Below are 16581 nucleotides of genomic sequence, written 5' to 3'. Positions count from 1 at the left end.
ATAACAACACCATCATAAAAAATGGTAAGTTATGCGCAAAGCCTAAGGAGGTAATCCAGCTGCAGATTCCCCTACTGCTACCTTGTTACGACTTCACCCCAGTCACCGATCCCACTTTAAATAACTCCCTCCTTGCGGTTAGGTCGTTAGCTTCGAGTGAAACCAATTCCCATGGCGTGACGGGCAGTGTGTACAAGACCCGAGAACATATTCACCGTGGCGTGCTGATCCACGATTACTAGCGATTCCAACTTCATGCACTCGAGTTGCAGAGTACAATCCGAACTGAGATGGCTTTTAAGGGATTGGCTTAGCCTCGCGACTTTGCAGCCCATTGTAGCCACCATTGTAGCACGTGTGTAGCCCACTCCATAAGGGCCATGATGACTTGACATCATCCCCACCTTCCTCCAGTTTATCACTGGCAGTTTCCTTAAAGTCCCCAGCATTACCTGATGGTAACTAAGGATGAGGGTTGCGCTCGTTGCGGGACTTAACCCAACATCTCACGACACGAGCTGACGACAGCCATGCAACACCTGTGTGAAACCCGGCCGAACCGACCCTATCCCTTCGAATAGGTATAATTTCCATGTCAAGGAGTGGTAAGGTTTTTCGCGTTGCATCGAATTAAACCACATGCTCCACCGCTTGTGCGGGTCCCCGTCAATTCCTTTGAGTTTTAATCTTGCGACCGTAGTCCCCAGGCGGAATGTTTAACGCGTTAGCTGTAATACAGAAAGTAAAACTTCCCATATTTAACATTCATCGTTTACAGCGTGGACTACCAGGGTATCTAATCCTGTTTGCTCCCCACGCCTTCGCGCCTCAGCGTCAGATTTGAACCAGATAGACGCCTTCGCCACTGGTGTTCCTCCTAATATTTACGAATTTCACCTCTACACTAGGAATTCCTCTATCCTCTTTCAATCTCTAGATTAGCAGTTTTAAAAGCAATTCCAAGGTTGAGCCTTGGGATTTCACTTTTAACTTACTAATCCGCCTACGCGCCCTTTACGCCCAATAATTCCGAATAACGCTAGCCCTCTCCGTATTACCGCGGCTGCTGGCACGGAGTTAGCCAGGACTTCTTCTGTGAGTACCGTCATTATCTTCCTCACTAAAAGAGCTTTACAACCCAAAGGCCTTCTTCACTCATGCGGCATGGCTGGATCAGGCTTTCGCCCATTGTCCAATATTCCCCACTGCTGCCTCCCGTAGGAGTCTGGACCGTATCTCAGTTCCAGTGTGGCTGATCATCCTCTCAGATCAGCTATAGATCATTGCCTTGGTAGGCTATTACTCCACCAACTAGCTAATCTAATATAGGCTCATCTAATAGCAATAAATTTTTCCCCCGTAGGGCGTATACGGTATTAGTTGCCGTTTCCAACAATTATTCCGTACTACTAGGTAGATTCCTATACATTACTCACCCGTCTGCCACTAAGTTATACCATAGCAAGCTACAATATAACTCCGTTCGACTTGCATGTGTTAGGCCTGCCGCCAGCGTTCATTCTGAGCCAGGATCAAACTCTCAAATTTAGACTTCAACCTATAAAAGGTTGAGGGTACATCGGATAAATCCGACAAAAAATAATTTAGCTTAATACTGCTGTCTTTATTTCTACTTTAGAAATATTTTAATCTCCAACTATTCAAACAACTTTAAGGATATTATTATGTGATATAATTACTATGTCAATATGTTTTTGCAAATCAAAAGCATTAATGTATAAATATATAACTATTTGGAATATTACCATGAAAAAATACATCTTTCTGCTTGCACTCGCACCAATGTTAGTTGGCATCACATTATACTTATTGCGCAACATTGATAACACAAAACAATCTATAACTGCAGGTGACAAGTTTTACGAAGTATTATTCTTAAAAAAAGATAATAAGCCGCTGCTAAAAGAAATAGATTCAAATTGGGAGTATTTAGCAAATTTTGAACGCGCATTCAATCATATCTCAGATTCAATGCCAACAGACACAGCATCTATTTATAATGATTTGGCAGATGATAAAGATGCTCCTGGTGTTTTGCGTGAGTTAGCACAATATTTAGAAGTAATGAGCTTACTTCACTCCAACGGTGAAAAAATAAATAAAGACAAAATTGATAATTTAGAATCAAGCACAGTATACCCTTATTCAAGCCAAGAAGCCATCGCTATAGTAAAGATACACAATAACGACGTTAAGGGTGCAACTGAAATATTGCGTTCCCTATTAAATGATAGAAAATGCCCTATCCTAATCAAAGCTAATGCACAAGAATTACTCAGGATATATGGGAGTTAACTCATTGGACTTTTTGCATAGCTTTTGGCAGCGCATTGGATGAAACGAAAAACTTCCTTGACAAGCCTCGCCAGCTCCCTTATCATAAAACTGAAGCTATTTATTTATCTTCGCAATCTGTGCAGGTTAATGACAAAAAACTTAGGGTATTTGGCGTCTCATGTTTAATTTTTCGCACTACATGCATCGCATGTCTTTAAAAATTTCTGGGTTTTTACCTATATAAGCCGAAACGCGCTTACAAAGCGTTTAAGACAGCAAAAAACGTCAAATTGACAAGGGAGAATTTGAATGCTAGCTACTACGGGGTTTCTTTGCCTTTTTTCCTGCTTAGTAAATTTCTTAAATACTTGCAGTGTAGGTTAGTTGCAAGTTAAAAGCAGCTAAATCGCTCTTAATCAAGCATTTTAGAATAAAAAAAACGCCGATATTTTAGTACATGGTAAATAGCCAACCACCACGGGGTTTCTTTTGCCTTTTTTTTCATTTGGTAAATTTTTTAAATATTTATGGCTAAAGATTGCACGAATGTTGCAATTACAAAAACGATTTCTACTAGGCTCTGTGGACAAAAAATATGAAAAGAGAGAAAAAGATGGTAGTTTAGCCTAATAGGTAAAAAATGGAGAAACTACCATATGCAATATTACATCAAAGAGGAAAATTGGAAACAAATTTTAGAGTTCATAAAAAGCGTAAAAGGAATGCACAGCAAAAATGAAAAACGTTTAAGAATATTCATAGAGGCAGTGTGGTACATAGTGCGAAGTGGTTGCCAATGGAGACTTTTACCAAAAACTTATGGTAATTACAGGAGTATACATAAGCGATTTAAAAGATGGTGTGAAAGAGATGTCTGGAAAAAATTGCTTGAATATACTAAACAAGAGCCTGATTTAGAAGTTGCTATAATCGACGGTACGATCATCCGAGCCCATCCATGTTCATCTGGATATACAAAAAACTCCAAGGATCAAGAAGCTTTAGGGAGGAGCAAAGGTGGCTTTACAACTAAAATACATGCGCTTGTCGATGCACTTGGAAATCCACTTAAATTTACTCTGACTCCTGGTCAAAGAAATGAAATTACGCAGGCACAAGTGTTGACCGAAAGTATCTATAACTCTACTGTAGTAGCTGACAAGGGCTACGATAGCAATGCCTTTGTTACAAGTCTTGAAGACAAGGGATGTACAGTAGTTATTCCGCCAAAACGGAATCGAAAAGTGCAAAGGTATTACGATGAGCATATCTACAAAGAACGTCATTTGATTGAGTGTTTTTTTGGTAAAATTAAAAATTTTAGGCGCATTTTTTCCAGATTTGATAAAACTGCTGAGGTTTTTATGGGTTTTCTCAATTTTGTTGGAGCTCTTGTATGGCTTCTCTAAAATTTTGTCCACAGAGCCTAGGGTGTCATCCCAGTGCGTGACACTGGAATCCAGCCTTTATTATGCAGCCACTTGGTTGAAATTAAGTCTTCTGGATCCCAGTGTCACGCACTGGGATGACACCATTCTTTTTCCTGGATCCAAGTAGTCAGGGCACTGGGATGACAGCTACCCTGACAATCGTCATCCCGCTGCTTGTTAGCGGATACCGCGGCGGTATGACGTAGAAGTTATACTTTTATGCTTACCAACTTAATAAAATTCCTGGATTCCAGTGTCAGCTACTTTCATGACACCAAAAGTTGATATTGGTTTGTTGCTTTGCTAGCCAACTACTAGCTATGCCTCAAATTTCCTATTCAAAATTTTCAATATCAAATCCAATTCATTTGGATTATCATACCGTATCATAACTTTACCCTTAGAATTGTTGTCATTAATTTTGATCTTTAAACCAAGTTGAGAAGATATAGCGCCTTCTATTACTGTCATATCTTGATTTCTAGTATATCTCTGCTCTTTTTGATTGTTGTTTTGATGTAGGTCCTTTATCAGTTTTTCAGTTTGTCTAACGCTTAAGCCCTGAGAAACTATTTTTTCTGCAATACTTTCCGCATTTTCAACATTAATCAACGCTCTTGCATGACCCATAGACAATTTTTTCTCATTGATCATTGTTTTCACCCTATCAGGGAGCAACAACATCCGAATCATATTGGTTATGTGGCTGCGGCTTTTGCCTATAGCTGAAGCTAATTCCTCATGTGTATAGAAAAACTCATCTATCAGTTTTCTGTAAGCTTCACCTTCCTCTATTGGATTAATATCTTGCCTTTGTATGTTTTCAATAATGGATACTTCCAAGCATTCCTTGTCGCTCAGATCTTTTATGATAACCGGTGCACTATCAAGATTTGCAATCTTGCTTGCTCGCCAACGACGTTCTCCAGCTATTATTTCATAACCATCATCATTTGAATCTTTGCGTACCACGATAGGCTGTATAATGCCACTTTTCTTTATCGAATTTGCAAGTTCTCTTAATGACTCCTCGTCAAAATGTTTCCTCGGTTGAAATTTGCTTGGGTGCAGTAATGAAATAGGCAAATGCTCTTGTCGATCTTCTTTATTATCATAATTATCGCCTATGAGGCCGGCAAGACCTCTGCCGAGGCGTCTATCATCCTTCATACTACGCCCTCGCTTACTAGTTTCTTCTCCTTACAACTGCTCGCGTGCTTTTTTAAAATTTCCCTTGCCAAACTTATATATGCTTGTGCACCAGGACACTTAAGATCATACACAATAGCGGGTTTTCCATGAGAAGGCGCTTCTGATAACCGTACGTTACGTGGAATAACAGTCTCATACAATGGGATGATAGTTTTGTATACTTTATCATTTAAATACTGGCAAATATCGTTTTTAATCTGTTCACTGAGTTTGTTGCGCCTGTCATACATTGTTAACACTATCCCTTCTATTGCCAAAAAAGGGTTTAGGTTATTTCTTTTTATCAGCTCTACAGTTTTAACTAAATGGCTTAATCCCTCCAAAGCAAAAAATTCACACTGAAGAGGGACAATAATAGAATTAGCAGCAGTCAAAGCATTTATGGTTAGAAGCCCAAGTGATGGAGGGCAATCGATGATTATATACTCATAATTATCGCGTATCTTCTCTAATGCGCTTTTTAGCACAAATTTTCCTCGCTCAAGTTGCGATAATTCAATTTCTGCAGCTGATAAATCAACTACTGACGAAATTAGTGATAAATTTGGAATTTCCTTTATATTGAAAATTGCCGATTCTATCAATTTATTTTCGCTGCTTAGTAGTATTTTGTATATATTTTTTTCTTCCCTACTACGATAAGAAATCCCGAGCCCGGTGCTAGCATTTCCTTGAGGATCAAGATCTACCAATAAAGTGCTTTTTCCCACAGCAGCAAAGGCTGTCGATAAATTTATACTAGTTGTGGTTTTGCCAACTCCACCCTTTTGATTTACTATTGCAATAATCTTGCTCACGCCTTTTATCTTATGTATAAAATAATTCTATTGTATATATGCAAGAAACTTTTGCATTAGAAAACTTTTTTGTTGTTAACCACACTAAAATTAGACTGTCTTTTTTGCTTTGTGTAACACACTTTGAACCTTGTTTCCTAATTCATTCAGAGTGAATGGTTTTGGCAAAAAGTGAAAATCTTCTATATTGATGTCATCACTCTTTAAAAAAGCATCTTCTGCATACCCAGAAATAAAAATAACGTTGATATTTGGCCTATGGATCAATGCTTCTTTAACTATTTCTGGGCCGCTCACCTCTGGCATGATTACATCAGTGATTATAAGATCTATGTGTTGACTTTTTTTACTGATTATTTCTAGCGCCTCGCCGCCTATGCTTGCTTCTATTACATCAAATCCTTTCCTTTTTAGTGCTTTAGCAATGAATTCCCTTACTGAATCTTCATCTTCAATCAATAAAATTATACCATTACCTTTAATTTCACTTACTACCGATCTTTCTATTTCTTCACTATCTTCCTCTCTCAGATTTTCATCTGATATGTAAACCATGGGCAAAAATATGCTAAATTTAGTTCCATGATTTACTTTGCTAGCAACATAGATGTATCCTTCAGTTTGTTTAATAATGCCATATACAGTAGAGAGGCCAAGACCTGTACCAGAGGTAATATCTTTGGTAGAAAAAAATGGGTCAAATACCTTTCCAATTGTATCACTTGTCATTCCACATCCAGTATCAATTACTTCAATCACAACATAATTTCCATGTTCGATCGTTTCCTTGTCTGGAGAAAACATATCCTGAGATGTAGAATTTAATGAGTCAATCTTTTGATTAAAGGTTCGTATAGTTAATTCCCCGCCCTTTTCCATAGCAGCACTAGCATTGACTGCTAAGTTAAGTATAACTTGCTCTAATTGCCCTTGATCAGCCCTAACAGCACCCAAGTCTCTACCATAATAAATGTTAAATTTTATATTTTCACCTATTAATCTTTTTATCATTTCATAAAGATTAGCTATAGTTCTATTTACATCAATAATTTTTGGCTGCAAGGTCTGTCTTCTTGAAAAAGCAAGCAATTGTCTTACTAAATTTGATCCACGCTTTGCATTTTGCTGTATCTGTATTATATCTCCAAAAGATGGATCACCAGCTGAATGCTGGAGTAAAAGCAAATCGCAAAATCCTATTATCCCAGTCAATATATTGTTGAAATCATGCGCAATACCACCTGCTAACTGCCCTATAGCTTGCATCTTTTGATAATGCTCAAGCTTTATCTCTAGGTTTTTGTGTTCAGTATTGTCAATAAAATAACAAAGTATGAAGATCATTTTATTATGAAGAAACTTATTGAAATATATTTTTATGTTATTACCGCCGTTGAGCTGTACATCAAAAGACGCATTATTTATTCTATTACTCGAAAAATATTCACGTATTTTCACATGATAACTATCCAATATCAACGTAAAGATTGAATTATTATCTGACCCTGCAAGCTTTATTAGTGCCGTATTTTTCTTTACAAAGTTGCCGTTTATGTCACATTGTGCAATAGCAATTGATGAATTTGCAAAACAAGGGTGTAATTGATAATCAACAATATTTGATTCGGTTGGTGTTATAAAGCCATATATATAGCTATGGTTGTATTTATCACAAAATATAGCAGTGCTCATATAAGCCTTGAATGGAATACCACTTATAGTAAAAAACAAAATTTCATTATCGGTTGTTGTATTGTTATATTTAGATTGAGATATAAAATCACTGATTGAGCTACCTTTTTCCAGTTTTTTTAGTTCAAATATGTCTAAAAATCTTTTATTTACAGATAAAATCACCCCTTTGGCATTTGCAATGTAAGTTCCTATGCTGTGTTTTTCTATTAACTCTTCATATATCTGCTCCTTGTTTATCTGTGTTGCTTTTAATACAAAATACCCATCTGGCCTTGCTATTGGCACTAATGATAAATTTAAAATCTTATTACTATTTATAGCAATTTGGGGATTATCTGGTATCGGCTCAAAGAGCAAAAGAAAGTTAGATACTCTATTCTTCTTGTTTAAGGAAATGCATACCTGTACAGAAGAGTTATTTTTTAGTGCATGATAGAGTACTTTTTTGTCTGCTTCTGAAACATCTCCTATTTCAAGAATCTTGCCTAACGTAATGTCATCATCTATATGATCTTTAAACCTTTCGTAGAACCTTGCATCAGCATAAATAACACCCTCATCTTTATGTAAAATAAGGCAAAATTCTGTATTATGATTTAGTGCATTTGCAAATATTGCATTTTGAAATTCTATAGTATTAAGTAGGTATCTGTAGCGTTTTACATTATACATCATAAAGAGAGTTGTTAGAATGCTAACTAATAAATTAATCTCTATATTAATATGCTGACTATATATATCAAAAAAGTAGAGTATCGATATTGCTACTGGAGGTAAGAGCATAATAACTGCCATCACAACAATTGACATTCCATAATTTCTTAGTATGAAGTCAACCCTGTTCTCTTTTTTGTTATCTATGTATCTCTTATTCATTATTGTTACTTGGCATTGTTGTACATACGAAAATGTTCTATTATATTGATTTAATTATTATAGATTTATTAACGTCTTTGATAGATAATTATCATCCAAATCTAATTAAGTTCCTTAAATATCAGATATAACAATGTTAATAAGCTAGCAAGAGGATATTATGGAAAAACAAAAAACACAAGCATTTAAATGGTTCTGTGCACTAAGAGATAAGATTATAGAATCTTTCTTATTAATTGAAAAACAATCATCCGCAGAGCCAAAGATCGAAAAGAGAAAGTGGGATCGCCCAGGTGGTGGAGGTGGTGAATCTACAATTATTTTTGGTAATGTTTTTGAAAAAGTTGGAGTAAACGTTTCAAAAGTACACGGAAAATTTGCAGATTCAGCCATTAATGAGATTCCTGGTGCAAGTGAAAGTAACGGAGAGTTTTGGGCAAGCGGTATATCTTTAGTGTCTCATATGCAATCGCCCCTTATCCCTGCAGCACATATGAACACAAGGCTGATATATACTTCAAAACAATGGTTTGGTGGAGGAATGGATTTTACGCCAATATATAAAAATGAAGAAGATTGCAAGTATATTCATGAATCAATCAAAATGACATGTGATAGATTTGACACCAGATATTATCCAAAATTTAAAGAGCAATGTGACAACTATTTTTTCTTACAACACAGAAAAGAGCCGCGTGGTATTGGTGGTATTTTCTATGATAATCTGAGTTCTGGCAACTGGGAAAATGATTTTGAGTTCACAAAAGCAGTAGGTGAAGCTTTTTTGGAAATTTATTTGCACATCATACGTAAACATATACAAAAATCTTGGACAAAAGAACAACGAGAAAATCAATTAATAAAACGTGGCAGATATGTAGAATTCAACCTGTTATACGATCGTGGCACAAGGTTTGGTTTAATGACTGACGGCAATCCAGATGCAATTATGATGTCAATGCCACCACTTGTTAAGTGGTTATAGAGAGCTGCTATTAGTAGAAAATAAATCATCATAGTTTAAAATTGTACCATGGTAGTGAGCTTTTATATAGGGGGTATAATCATGGGCATAATAGATAATTTTTTAATTAAATCTGTCAAAAACAATAACATAAAAAATGTTAAATTTGCTCTAAGTCTTTACGATACACTAAATAGTTTTAGAAAATTCTTTTCAAAAACTATGTCTTTCAAGAATACAGGATCATTTGATATAAATAATAATCAAGCTTTAAATCAGGCTTTAGGACGTGCTACAGATCACAAAATAATGGAATTGCTGATTAATCGTGGAGCTGATATCCACTCAATAGATGAGAATGGAAAGAATGTTATAATTCGTGTTATTGAGAATTTAGCAGAATCAAAAAATCTAAAATTGGATAGTGAGAAAAACTTACCAGCAGAGATAATTCTTCACCCCATAGTTTCCTTTTTACTAGGAAAAGGCGCAGAGTATTATTCTACAGATGATTTGAATGTTGAAGCTATACAACAAAAACCTCCTAGGTGTACAGTCCCAGAGTGTGATGGTATGATAAAATATGAGAAAAAAATACCATCAAAGGAGGAGTTATGGGACAAATATTACATGGGTGCGCCAAAACAACACAGACGATTCGTAGAGCAATACAAAATAGAAAAGAGAGCATAGCAAAACTCTCCAAGCATTATAACCTTAATCCAAAAACTATTATTAAGTGGAGAAAACGTTCATTTACGAAAGATGCTGATATGGGTCCAAAGCGTCCAAGATCGACTGTTTTAACGCTAGAAGAGGAAGCTATAATAGTTACATTTCGCAAGTATACACTACTGCCACTAGATGATTGCCTTTACGCTCTGCAGTCTACAATTCCGCATTTGACTCGCTCTAGCTTGCATCGTTGTTTACAAAGACACAACATTAGCAGATTACCAACTGTTGATGGAGAAGTTAAGTCAAAAAAGAAATTCAAACAATATCCTATCGGTTACTTTCATATTGATATTGCTGAAGTTAGAACTGAGGAGGGCAAATTACATTTGTTTGTTGCTATTGATAGGACATCCAAATTTACCTATGTTGAGTTGCGTAACAGTGCTACAAAACCCATAGCTGCTGAGTTCTTACGTAATTTGATTAGAATTTTACCGTATAAAATCCATACTATTTTGACAGATAACGGTATACAATTTACAAACCAGAAGCGTCATAAGTATGCTTTCCAACATATATTTGATAGAGTTTGCGAAGAGAATGTTATTGAACATCGTTTGACAAAAGTTAGCCATCCTTGGACGAATGGGCAAGTCGAGCGTATGAATAAAACTTTAAAGGATGCTACAGTTAAGAAGTATTACTATCAATCGCACCAGCAACTTAAAGAACACCTTTATAACTTTGTTATGGCTTATAATTATGCAAAGAGACTCAAAACTCTTAAGGGTCTTACTCCTTATGAATTTATATGTTATCAGTGGACACAGTCTCCAGAATTATTTATACTAAATCCACACCATCACACTCTGGGACCATACACCTAGAACCTCTGAATATGAGCCAACTATGTACGCTGAGGTGAACAACAATGTAATACCACCTCAAAAACCTCCTAGAACTTTTGAGTATAAGCCAAAGAGCACTAATTATGATGCTTTGCCTTCAAAAGAGCCAATTTACGCTGAGGTGTATGATGCTAAGGTTAGTAACTCATTAGGGGAGAATGGTTATTTGAGTGTATCAGAAGAATCTATTTATGCTGAAATATATGATTCACATAAAAAATCCACTGAAAATTTATCATTGGAAGATAGTGGTTATTTGAGTATATCAGAAGAACCTATTTATTTTATTGCACTATAGATGATCTTTCAGAACAAAAAAAGCCTACTAGCCTAAAACAGAAAGAGCCAGAACAGTCGTCAGAACCTATTTATGCTAGGGTAGATTTGTCCAAGAAAAGAGCAGAAAGAAAAGCAAAAGACATAAAAGCTAATTCTGGAACTTGCCATGGGTTAGTGCAAGATAAAGTGAATGATTGGCAAGTGAAGCTAAATGAGCTAAGTACTAATAAGTCGATAAGTCAGCAACAGACTAATGATCAAAAAATTAAGACCAAGGCTGGCTTTAGTGTAGAAGAAATAAGGCAGAAATATGAGCGTAGAGATTCTGGCTACGATTCTGGCTATGATTCCGATACAAAAGTTGAACAACAATTAGAATTAGCTCCTAAATCTGAGATAGGTTCAGTGAGTATTGAGCATGGAGTAATAGGAGGCTATCGATATAAGATTACTGATATATCCCTCTAACTATGTGATTCAAAATAATTGAATTGACTTTATATATGTAATCGATATAACCTAGTTAGATTCAAGTTGACTCTTTCGTCTAGTGGTTAGGACACCACCCTTTCACGGTGGTAACACGGGTTCAAATCCCGTAAGAGTCACTCAAATAGAATATAATTAAAGTTTTAAATGGGAAAAATTAGGCTTTATGTTGAAGAAGCTTTATCACAAGGCGTGAGTTTAGCACTTAATCCACAACAAAGTCACTATATTTGCAATGTAATGCGGCTTAAGAAGTATGATAATCTCTCTCTTTTTAATGGAAAAGATGGAGAATGGTTAGGAGAAGTAGTTAATATATCGCGTAAATTGACAGAAGTTACACTCAAAGAATGCACTAAACAACAGCAACATGAGGAAAATTTATACCTGTATTGTGCCATGGTAAAAAGTGCTGCTTTGAACAACATAGTAAGACAGGCAACTGAAATGGGAATAACCTGCATTCAATTTATTTCAACGGAACGTACAGTGGTAAAAAACATTAACCTAAGTAGAGCAAAATTACAAGCAATCGAAGCAGCGAAACAATCCGGTAGGATGAGTATACCAGAGATTTTGCCTCCTATTAACTTTTGTGAGTTACCTGATTCCCAGAGTAAAAATTTTGTTTTATGTGATGAAACAGGTAAAGCTGACAAAGTGCTGAAAGGCAAAAAAAATGTTGCTATTATTGTTGGCCCTGAAGGTGGTTTTTCATCTTATGAACTTGATCTTGCCGATAAGTTTTGTCAAAAATTGAGTCTAGGAAAAAGAATTTTAAGGGTCGATACCGCTGTGGTTGCTGCACTAACTTTCACCAATTGGTGTAGCTAGATTTTTAAATATGGCTAAGATAAAGAAATCTGGTTCAGTGTTGCGCGCACAAAAACCCTGTAGACTTTCTACGAAGCAGTCTGTTGTTAAAGAGGAGCTAATAAAAAACATATTCTAAGATAATATTAAATCTCATATTATATTTTTTCTAAAGTAAACAAATGAATCTTGCATTTTGCCTGAGTTATTGATACTCTGAGTAAAGAAGTCGGGGCGTAGCGCAGCCTGGTAGCGCATTTGGTTTGGGACCAAAGGGTCGGGAGTTCAAATCTCTCCGCCCCGATGTTAGTATAATTGTAAGAACGCTGTAACATAAGAGCAATCTCCATCAGTAAGCAAGTAGCTGACACTGGAATGACATTATTCACCATGTAAATTATGGCATATTACATTTTAACGCTCAAGTTTATAAAATAATTGACAATGTTAATTTTCTAATTTATAAATAGATTTTGAAATGATTACCGAAGGAGGTATAGAGTTTGATAGAAGTATCAGTCCATTATGGTGATGTAGACAGAGCTCTTCCAGTATTGAAAAAAACAATTCAAAAGGAAGGAAGAGGGTTGAAAATGAAAAAACAATATCATGAAAAAAAATCAGAAAAAAGAGCTAAAAAGAAAGCTGAAGCTAAAAAAAAGAGGTACCAACAAGAGTGCAGAAGGCAGCGTTATGGTTGGTAGTTTATACTCAAGTTAATAGTTTATCATTGGTTATTTTATGAATATTCACGAATATCAAGCGAAAGAAGTGTTGCATAAATTTAATGTCCCAGTGCCAAAAGGTTTTGTTGCTACATCTGCGGAAGAAGTAAAGACTCAAGTAAGTCAATTAAAATCTGACGTGTTTGTAGTTAAAGCTCAAATTCATGCAGGTGGTAGGGGTAAAGCCGGTGGCGTAAAGCTAGCAAAGTCAGTTGAAGAAGCTCAACAGTTTGTAAAGGACATGATTGGTATGACTTTAGTTACTCATCAAACAGGGCCAAGCGGGCAGCAAGTAAGAAAAGTGTACGTTGAAGAAGGCTCAAGCATTAAGAAAGAGTATTATTTAAGCCTGGTAATCGACCCGAAGCTCAGTAGGCCAATATTCATATTTTCCTCAGAAGGTGGAATGGACATCGAAGAAGTGGCAAAAAATTCTCCTGCAAAAATTGTGAAATTTGATATTGATTCTGCTACAAGTTTTGATAGCAGCAAGTTAAGCAGCAGTTTTGATTTGAGTCCAGAACAAATAGAAAAAATAACAAATGTTGCAAAAAATATATATGATGCGTTTATTGCAACTGATGCGAGCCAAATTGAAATTAATCCACTGGTTGAAACAAACTCTGGAGATTTTATTGCGCTCGATGCGAAAATTAATTTCGATGACAATGCTTTATATCGTCACCCAGAAATTATGGAACTTCGTGATTATGATGAAGAAGTGAAAGAAGAGATAGAGGCTTCAAAGTATGGGCTCAGTTACATCAAAATGGATGGCAGTATTGGTTGCATGGTAAACGGTGCAGGTCTTGCTATGGCAACAATGGATATAATAAAATACTACGGAGCAGAGCCTGCTAACTTTTTGGATGTTGGTGGTGGAGCGAGTAAAGAAACTGTAACTGAAGCATTTAAAATCATATTGTCTGATAGCAACGTAAGAGGAATTTTGGTTAACATATTTGGTGGTATAATGCGTTGCGATATTATCGCAAGTGGAATTGTTGCGGCTGCAAAAGAAATGAGCATTAAAGTTCCTCTAGTGGTTAGATTATCAGGTACTAATTTTGAAGAAGGAAAAAAAATCTTAGAAGAGTCAGGATTAAATATTATTGCTGCAGATGAGCTAGATGAAGCTGCGCAAAAGATAGTAAAAGAGGTGAAATAAAGCATGTCCGTTTTAGTAAATAAAGATACAAGATTAATATGCCAGGGTTTTACTGGTGCACAAGGTACGTTTCATTCAGAGCAAGCTATTGACTACGGGACGAAAATGGTTGGCGGTGTAACTCCTGGAAAGGGTGGTAGCACTCACCTTAATTTACCGGTTTTTAATACTGTAGCAGAAGCTAGAGAAAAAACTGATGCGAATGCCACGGTAATATATGTACCTGCTAAATTTGCTGCTGCTGCAATAGTTGAAGCAATAGATGCAAAAATAGAATTGATAGTTTGTATTACAGAGGGCATTCCTATACTTGATATGGTGAAAGTTAAGCGCGCGCTTGTTGATTCAAAAAGTCGATTGGTTGGTCCCAACTGCCCGGGAATTATTATGCCTGAAGAGTGCAAAATAGGAATTATGCCTGGCCATATCCATAAGCGTGGACACATAGGAATTATGTCTCGCTCTGGAACTTTAACTTACGAAGCAGTAGCACAAACAACTGCTGTTGGTCTTGGTCAATCCACATGTATCGGAATTGGGGGGGATCCAGTTCATGGTATGACATTTGTTGACTGTATGGAGCTCTTTTTAAAAGATGACGATACTCATGGTATTGTAGTTATTGGTGAAATAGGTGGAAACGAAGAAGAAGATGTATCACATTTTGTGAAAACAGAAAAAACTAAAAAGCCAATCGTTGGTTTTGTAGCAGGCCAAACGGCACCTCCAGGAAGACGTATGGGACACGCTGGAGCAATCATCTCTTCCAGCAGTGGAAGTGCTGGTGCAAAACTAGAAGTTATGCGGAGTGCCGGGATTGCAATTGCTGAAACCCTTGTAGTAATTGGTAAGAAGGTATTGGAAGTAATGCATCACTAGAATTAGGGTCACAAAAACCCTATATCACCGGTCATGAATACGTTATTTGCCCATTCGATTAATAACTTCCCTCCTGGTAAATTTACTGAAGTCTGTTGGACAGTCAGATATCCACGTAGTGTGGATGTAACAAGTGCTGCACAGGCTGCACTACCGCATGATGCAGTAATGCCTGTACCTCTTTCCCAAACTCTTAAAGCTATTTCTCCAGACTTTTCAACTTGTGCAATACTAATATTAATTTTCTGAGGAAATAATACGTGACTTTCCAACTTTGATCCTAAACTTTGCAATGGTATTTCATTTACGTTATCAACAAAAAAAACTATGTGAGGATTACCAATATTTACTGCAACAGGATCTTTTAGCATTTCAAGCTCTATAGGTAAGTGAAAAGTGTCACACTCAGTAGACAAGGGAATTTCATGCCATTTTAGCAAAGGTTTGCCCATGTTAACCTTTATGGATTTATCACCCACTTTAAAACACTCTAAAATGCGTTTGTTTACCAGCTCAATAGTGATATACTCAGTACCTTTTTCTGACATTATCAAATATCCAACACAGCGTGCTGCGTTTCCGCACATTTCAGCTCGACTGCCATCAGCATTATAGATATGCATAAAACAGTCTGCAGCATTAGACATTGTTATAATTATCACTTGATCACAACTGCTTTGATCAGCAATTTGTCTATGGTTCCAGTCTAAATTGTTTGTTGAACGTGAGTCTATGATAACGAAGTTGTTACCAGTGCCGTGCATTTTGATAAAATTTTCAGGACCTTGGCCACTTATCATAAAAAAATATTTCTTCTATTGGTCTCCTTTTTTTCTTACTTGTTTCAGCGCCCTCTTCTTCGTAACCAACCGCTATCACTGACATTACATTAAAATCATCGGATATGTTGAATCTTTCTACTATTTTATCTCTATCAAATCCACCCATTTGATGAGCCATTAAGTTCATAGCTGCAGCCTGTAGCATAAGTGCATAATTTGCTGCACCAGTATCGTGATTAGCCCAAAAATTTTCACCTTTGTCAGATTTACGGAAATTCTTAGCGCTTAGAGATATAATTAGTATTTGTGCATCTTTTGCCCATTTTTGATTAGATTCATCAAGGCAATTTAGCAGCTTTTCCCATGCGCTTTGATTGTTCTGTTTGTTGCATATTACGTATCTCCAGGGTTCATCACCAAAACATGAGGGAGTCAGCCTTACAGCTTCCATTAAAATATCCATGTCTTCCTGAGATATTGCTCTTGTAGGATCGTATGAACGTCCGCTGTGTCTTGCTTTCATCAACGATAATAGATCTTGTTTACTCATCATTTTTAATTTAATAGTGCATAAATAATTCATTGTAG

At 36.4% G+C, this 16581-nt stretch carries 15 protein-coding genes, 2 tRNA genes, 1 rRNA gene and 2 pseudogenes; 12 read left to right on the top strand and 8 right to left on the bottom strand.

Annotation, left to right across the window (positions count from 1 at the left end):
• Positions 1–43: 43 nt before the first annotated feature.
• Positions 44–1548: ribosomal RNA gene (locus OOK85_RS01305) — 16S ribosomal RNA — on the bottom strand.
• A gap of 153 nt (positions 1549–1701) precedes the next feature.
• On the opposite strand from OOK85_RS01305, the gene OOK85_RS01300 reads away from it, so the two are divergent.
• Positions 1702–2316 (top strand): hypothetical protein, encoded by a 615-nt coding sequence (locus tag OOK85_RS01300; protein WP_264703506.1) that lies wholly within the window; start codon positions 1702–1704, stop codon positions 2314–2316.
• Positions 2317–2723: 407 nt separating this feature from the next.
• Here the strand turns inward: OOK85_RS01300 and OOK85_RS01295 are convergent, their stop codons facing one another.
• Positions 2724–2888: a hypothetical protein gene (locus OOK85_RS01295; RefSeq protein ID WP_264703504.1), complete on the bottom strand. Its 165-nt coding sequence runs from the start codon at positions 2886–2888 to the stop codon at positions 2724–2726.
• A gap of 66 nt (positions 2889–2954) precedes the next feature.
• On the opposite strand from OOK85_RS01295, the gene OOK85_RS01290 reads away from it, so the two are divergent.
• A complete protein-coding gene (locus OOK85_RS01290) occupies positions 2955–3707 on the top strand; it encodes an IS5 family transposase (protein WP_264702263.1) in 753 nt (250 codons plus the stop codon).
• A 20-nt stretch (positions 3708–3727) separates the two neighbouring features.
• Here the strand turns inward: OOK85_RS01290 and OOK85_RS07960 are convergent.
• The 4 genes and pseudogenes from OOK85_RS07960 to OOK85_RS01270 form a co-directional block, all read right to left on the bottom strand.
• A pseudogene (locus OOK85_RS07960) lies at positions 3728–3811 on the bottom strand (WPE palindromic element domain-containing protein); the annotation flags it as partial.
• A 235-nt stretch (positions 3812–4046) separates the two neighbouring features.
• A complete protein-coding gene (locus OOK85_RS01280; RefSeq protein ID WP_264703502.1) occupies positions 4047–4898 on the bottom strand; it encodes a ParB/RepB/Spo0J family partition protein in 852 nt (283 codons plus the stop codon).
• A complete protein-coding gene (locus OOK85_RS01275; protein ID WP_006280226.1) occupies positions 4895–5737 on the bottom strand; it encodes a ParA family protein in 843 nt (280 codons plus the stop codon). The genes OOK85_RS01280 and OOK85_RS01275 overlap by 4 nt, the downstream gene beginning before the upstream one ends.
• A gap of 90 nt (positions 5738–5827) precedes the next feature.
• Complete coding sequence (locus tag OOK85_RS01270) at positions 5828–8308, bottom strand: ATP-binding protein (RefSeq protein WP_264703498.1); 2481 nt, start codon at positions 8306–8308, stop codon at positions 5828–5830.
• A 160-nt stretch (positions 8309–8468) separates the two neighbouring features.
• Here OOK85_RS01270 and hemF point away from each other — a divergent pair, with 160 nt between their 5' ends.
• The 10 genes and pseudogenes from hemF (at position 8469) to sucD (ending at position 15211) form a co-directional block, all read left to right on the top strand.
• Positions 8469–9293: an oxygen-dependent coproporphyrinogen oxidase gene (hemF, locus tag OOK85_RS01265; RefSeq protein ID WP_264703496.1), complete on the top strand. Its 825-nt coding sequence runs from the start codon at positions 8469–8471 to the stop codon at positions 9291–9293.
• An 81-nt stretch (positions 9294–9374) separates the two neighbouring features.
• Positions 9375–9965 (top strand): ankyrin repeat domain-containing protein, encoded by a 591-nt coding sequence (locus OOK85_RS01260; protein WP_264703494.1) that lies wholly within the window; start codon positions 9375–9377, stop codon positions 9963–9965.
• Entirely contained in the window at positions 9887–10837 is a 951-nt protein-coding gene (locus OOK85_RS01255; protein WP_264702189.1) for an IS481 family transposase, read from the top strand. Before OOK85_RS01260 ends, OOK85_RS01255 begins: the two co-directional genes overlap by 79 nt.
• 58 nt (positions 10838–10895) lie before the next feature.
• Positions 10896–11605 (top strand): annotated as a pseudogene (locus tag OOK85_RS07760) (hypothetical protein); the annotation flags it as partial.
• Positions 11606–11673: 68 nt separating this feature from the next.
• A tRNA-Glu gene (locus tag OOK85_RS01240) sits at positions 11674–11745 on the top strand.
• A gap of 28 nt (positions 11746–11773) precedes the next feature.
• The gene (locus OOK85_RS01235; protein ID WP_264703488.1) at positions 11774–12460 is read left to right on the top strand and encodes a 16S rRNA (uracil(1498)-N(3))-methyltransferase; all 687 of its coding nucleotides are present in this window, start codon (positions 11774–11776) and stop codon (positions 12458–12460) included.
• 209 nt (positions 12461–12669) lie between these two features.
• A tRNA-Pro gene (locus OOK85_RS01230) sits at positions 12670–12743 on the top strand.
• Between the two features lie 199 nt (positions 12744–12942).
• Entirely contained in the window at positions 12943–13143 is a 201-nt protein-coding gene (gene rpsU / locus OOK85_RS01225; protein WP_006279819.1) for a 30S ribosomal protein S21, read from the top strand.
• A gap of 37 nt (positions 13144–13180) precedes the next feature.
• Complete coding sequence (gene sucC / locus OOK85_RS01220) at positions 13181–14332, top strand: ADP-forming succinate--CoA ligase subunit beta (protein ID WP_264703486.1); 1152 nt, start codon at positions 13181–13183, stop codon at positions 14330–14332.
• Positions 14333–14335: 3 nt separating this feature from the next.
• On the top strand, positions 14336–15211 hold the full coding sequence (sucD, locus tag OOK85_RS01215; protein WP_264703484.1) for a succinate--CoA ligase subunit alpha: 876 nt from the start codon (positions 14336–14338) through the stop codon (positions 15209–15211).
• Positions 15212–15219: 8 nt separating this feature from the next.
• On the opposite strand, the gene dapF is transcribed toward sucD, so the two are convergent.
• Together dapF and OOK85_RS01205 are read right to left on the bottom strand one after the other, a co-directional pair.
• A complete protein-coding gene (dapF, locus tag OOK85_RS01210; protein ID WP_264703482.1) occupies positions 15220–16011 on the bottom strand; it encodes a diaminopimelate epimerase in 792 nt (263 codons plus the stop codon).
• The gene (locus OOK85_RS01205; RefSeq protein ID WP_264704116.1) at positions 15989–16576 is read right to left on the bottom strand and encodes a nitroreductase family protein; all 588 of its coding nucleotides are present in this window, start codon (positions 16574–16576) and stop codon (positions 15989–15991) included. Before OOK85_RS01205 ends, dapF begins: the two co-directional genes overlap by 23 nt.
• Positions 16577–16581 lie beyond the last annotated feature (5 nt).

The organism is Wolbachia endosymbiont (group A) of Volucella inflata (genome assembly GCF_947250665.1).
Classification (GTDB): Bacteria; Pseudomonadota; Alphaproteobacteria; order Rickettsiales; family Anaplasmataceae; genus Wolbachia; species Wolbachia pipientis.
Note: the sequence above shows the minus strand (reverse complement) of the source record. Positions and strands in the feature narration are given on the sequence as shown.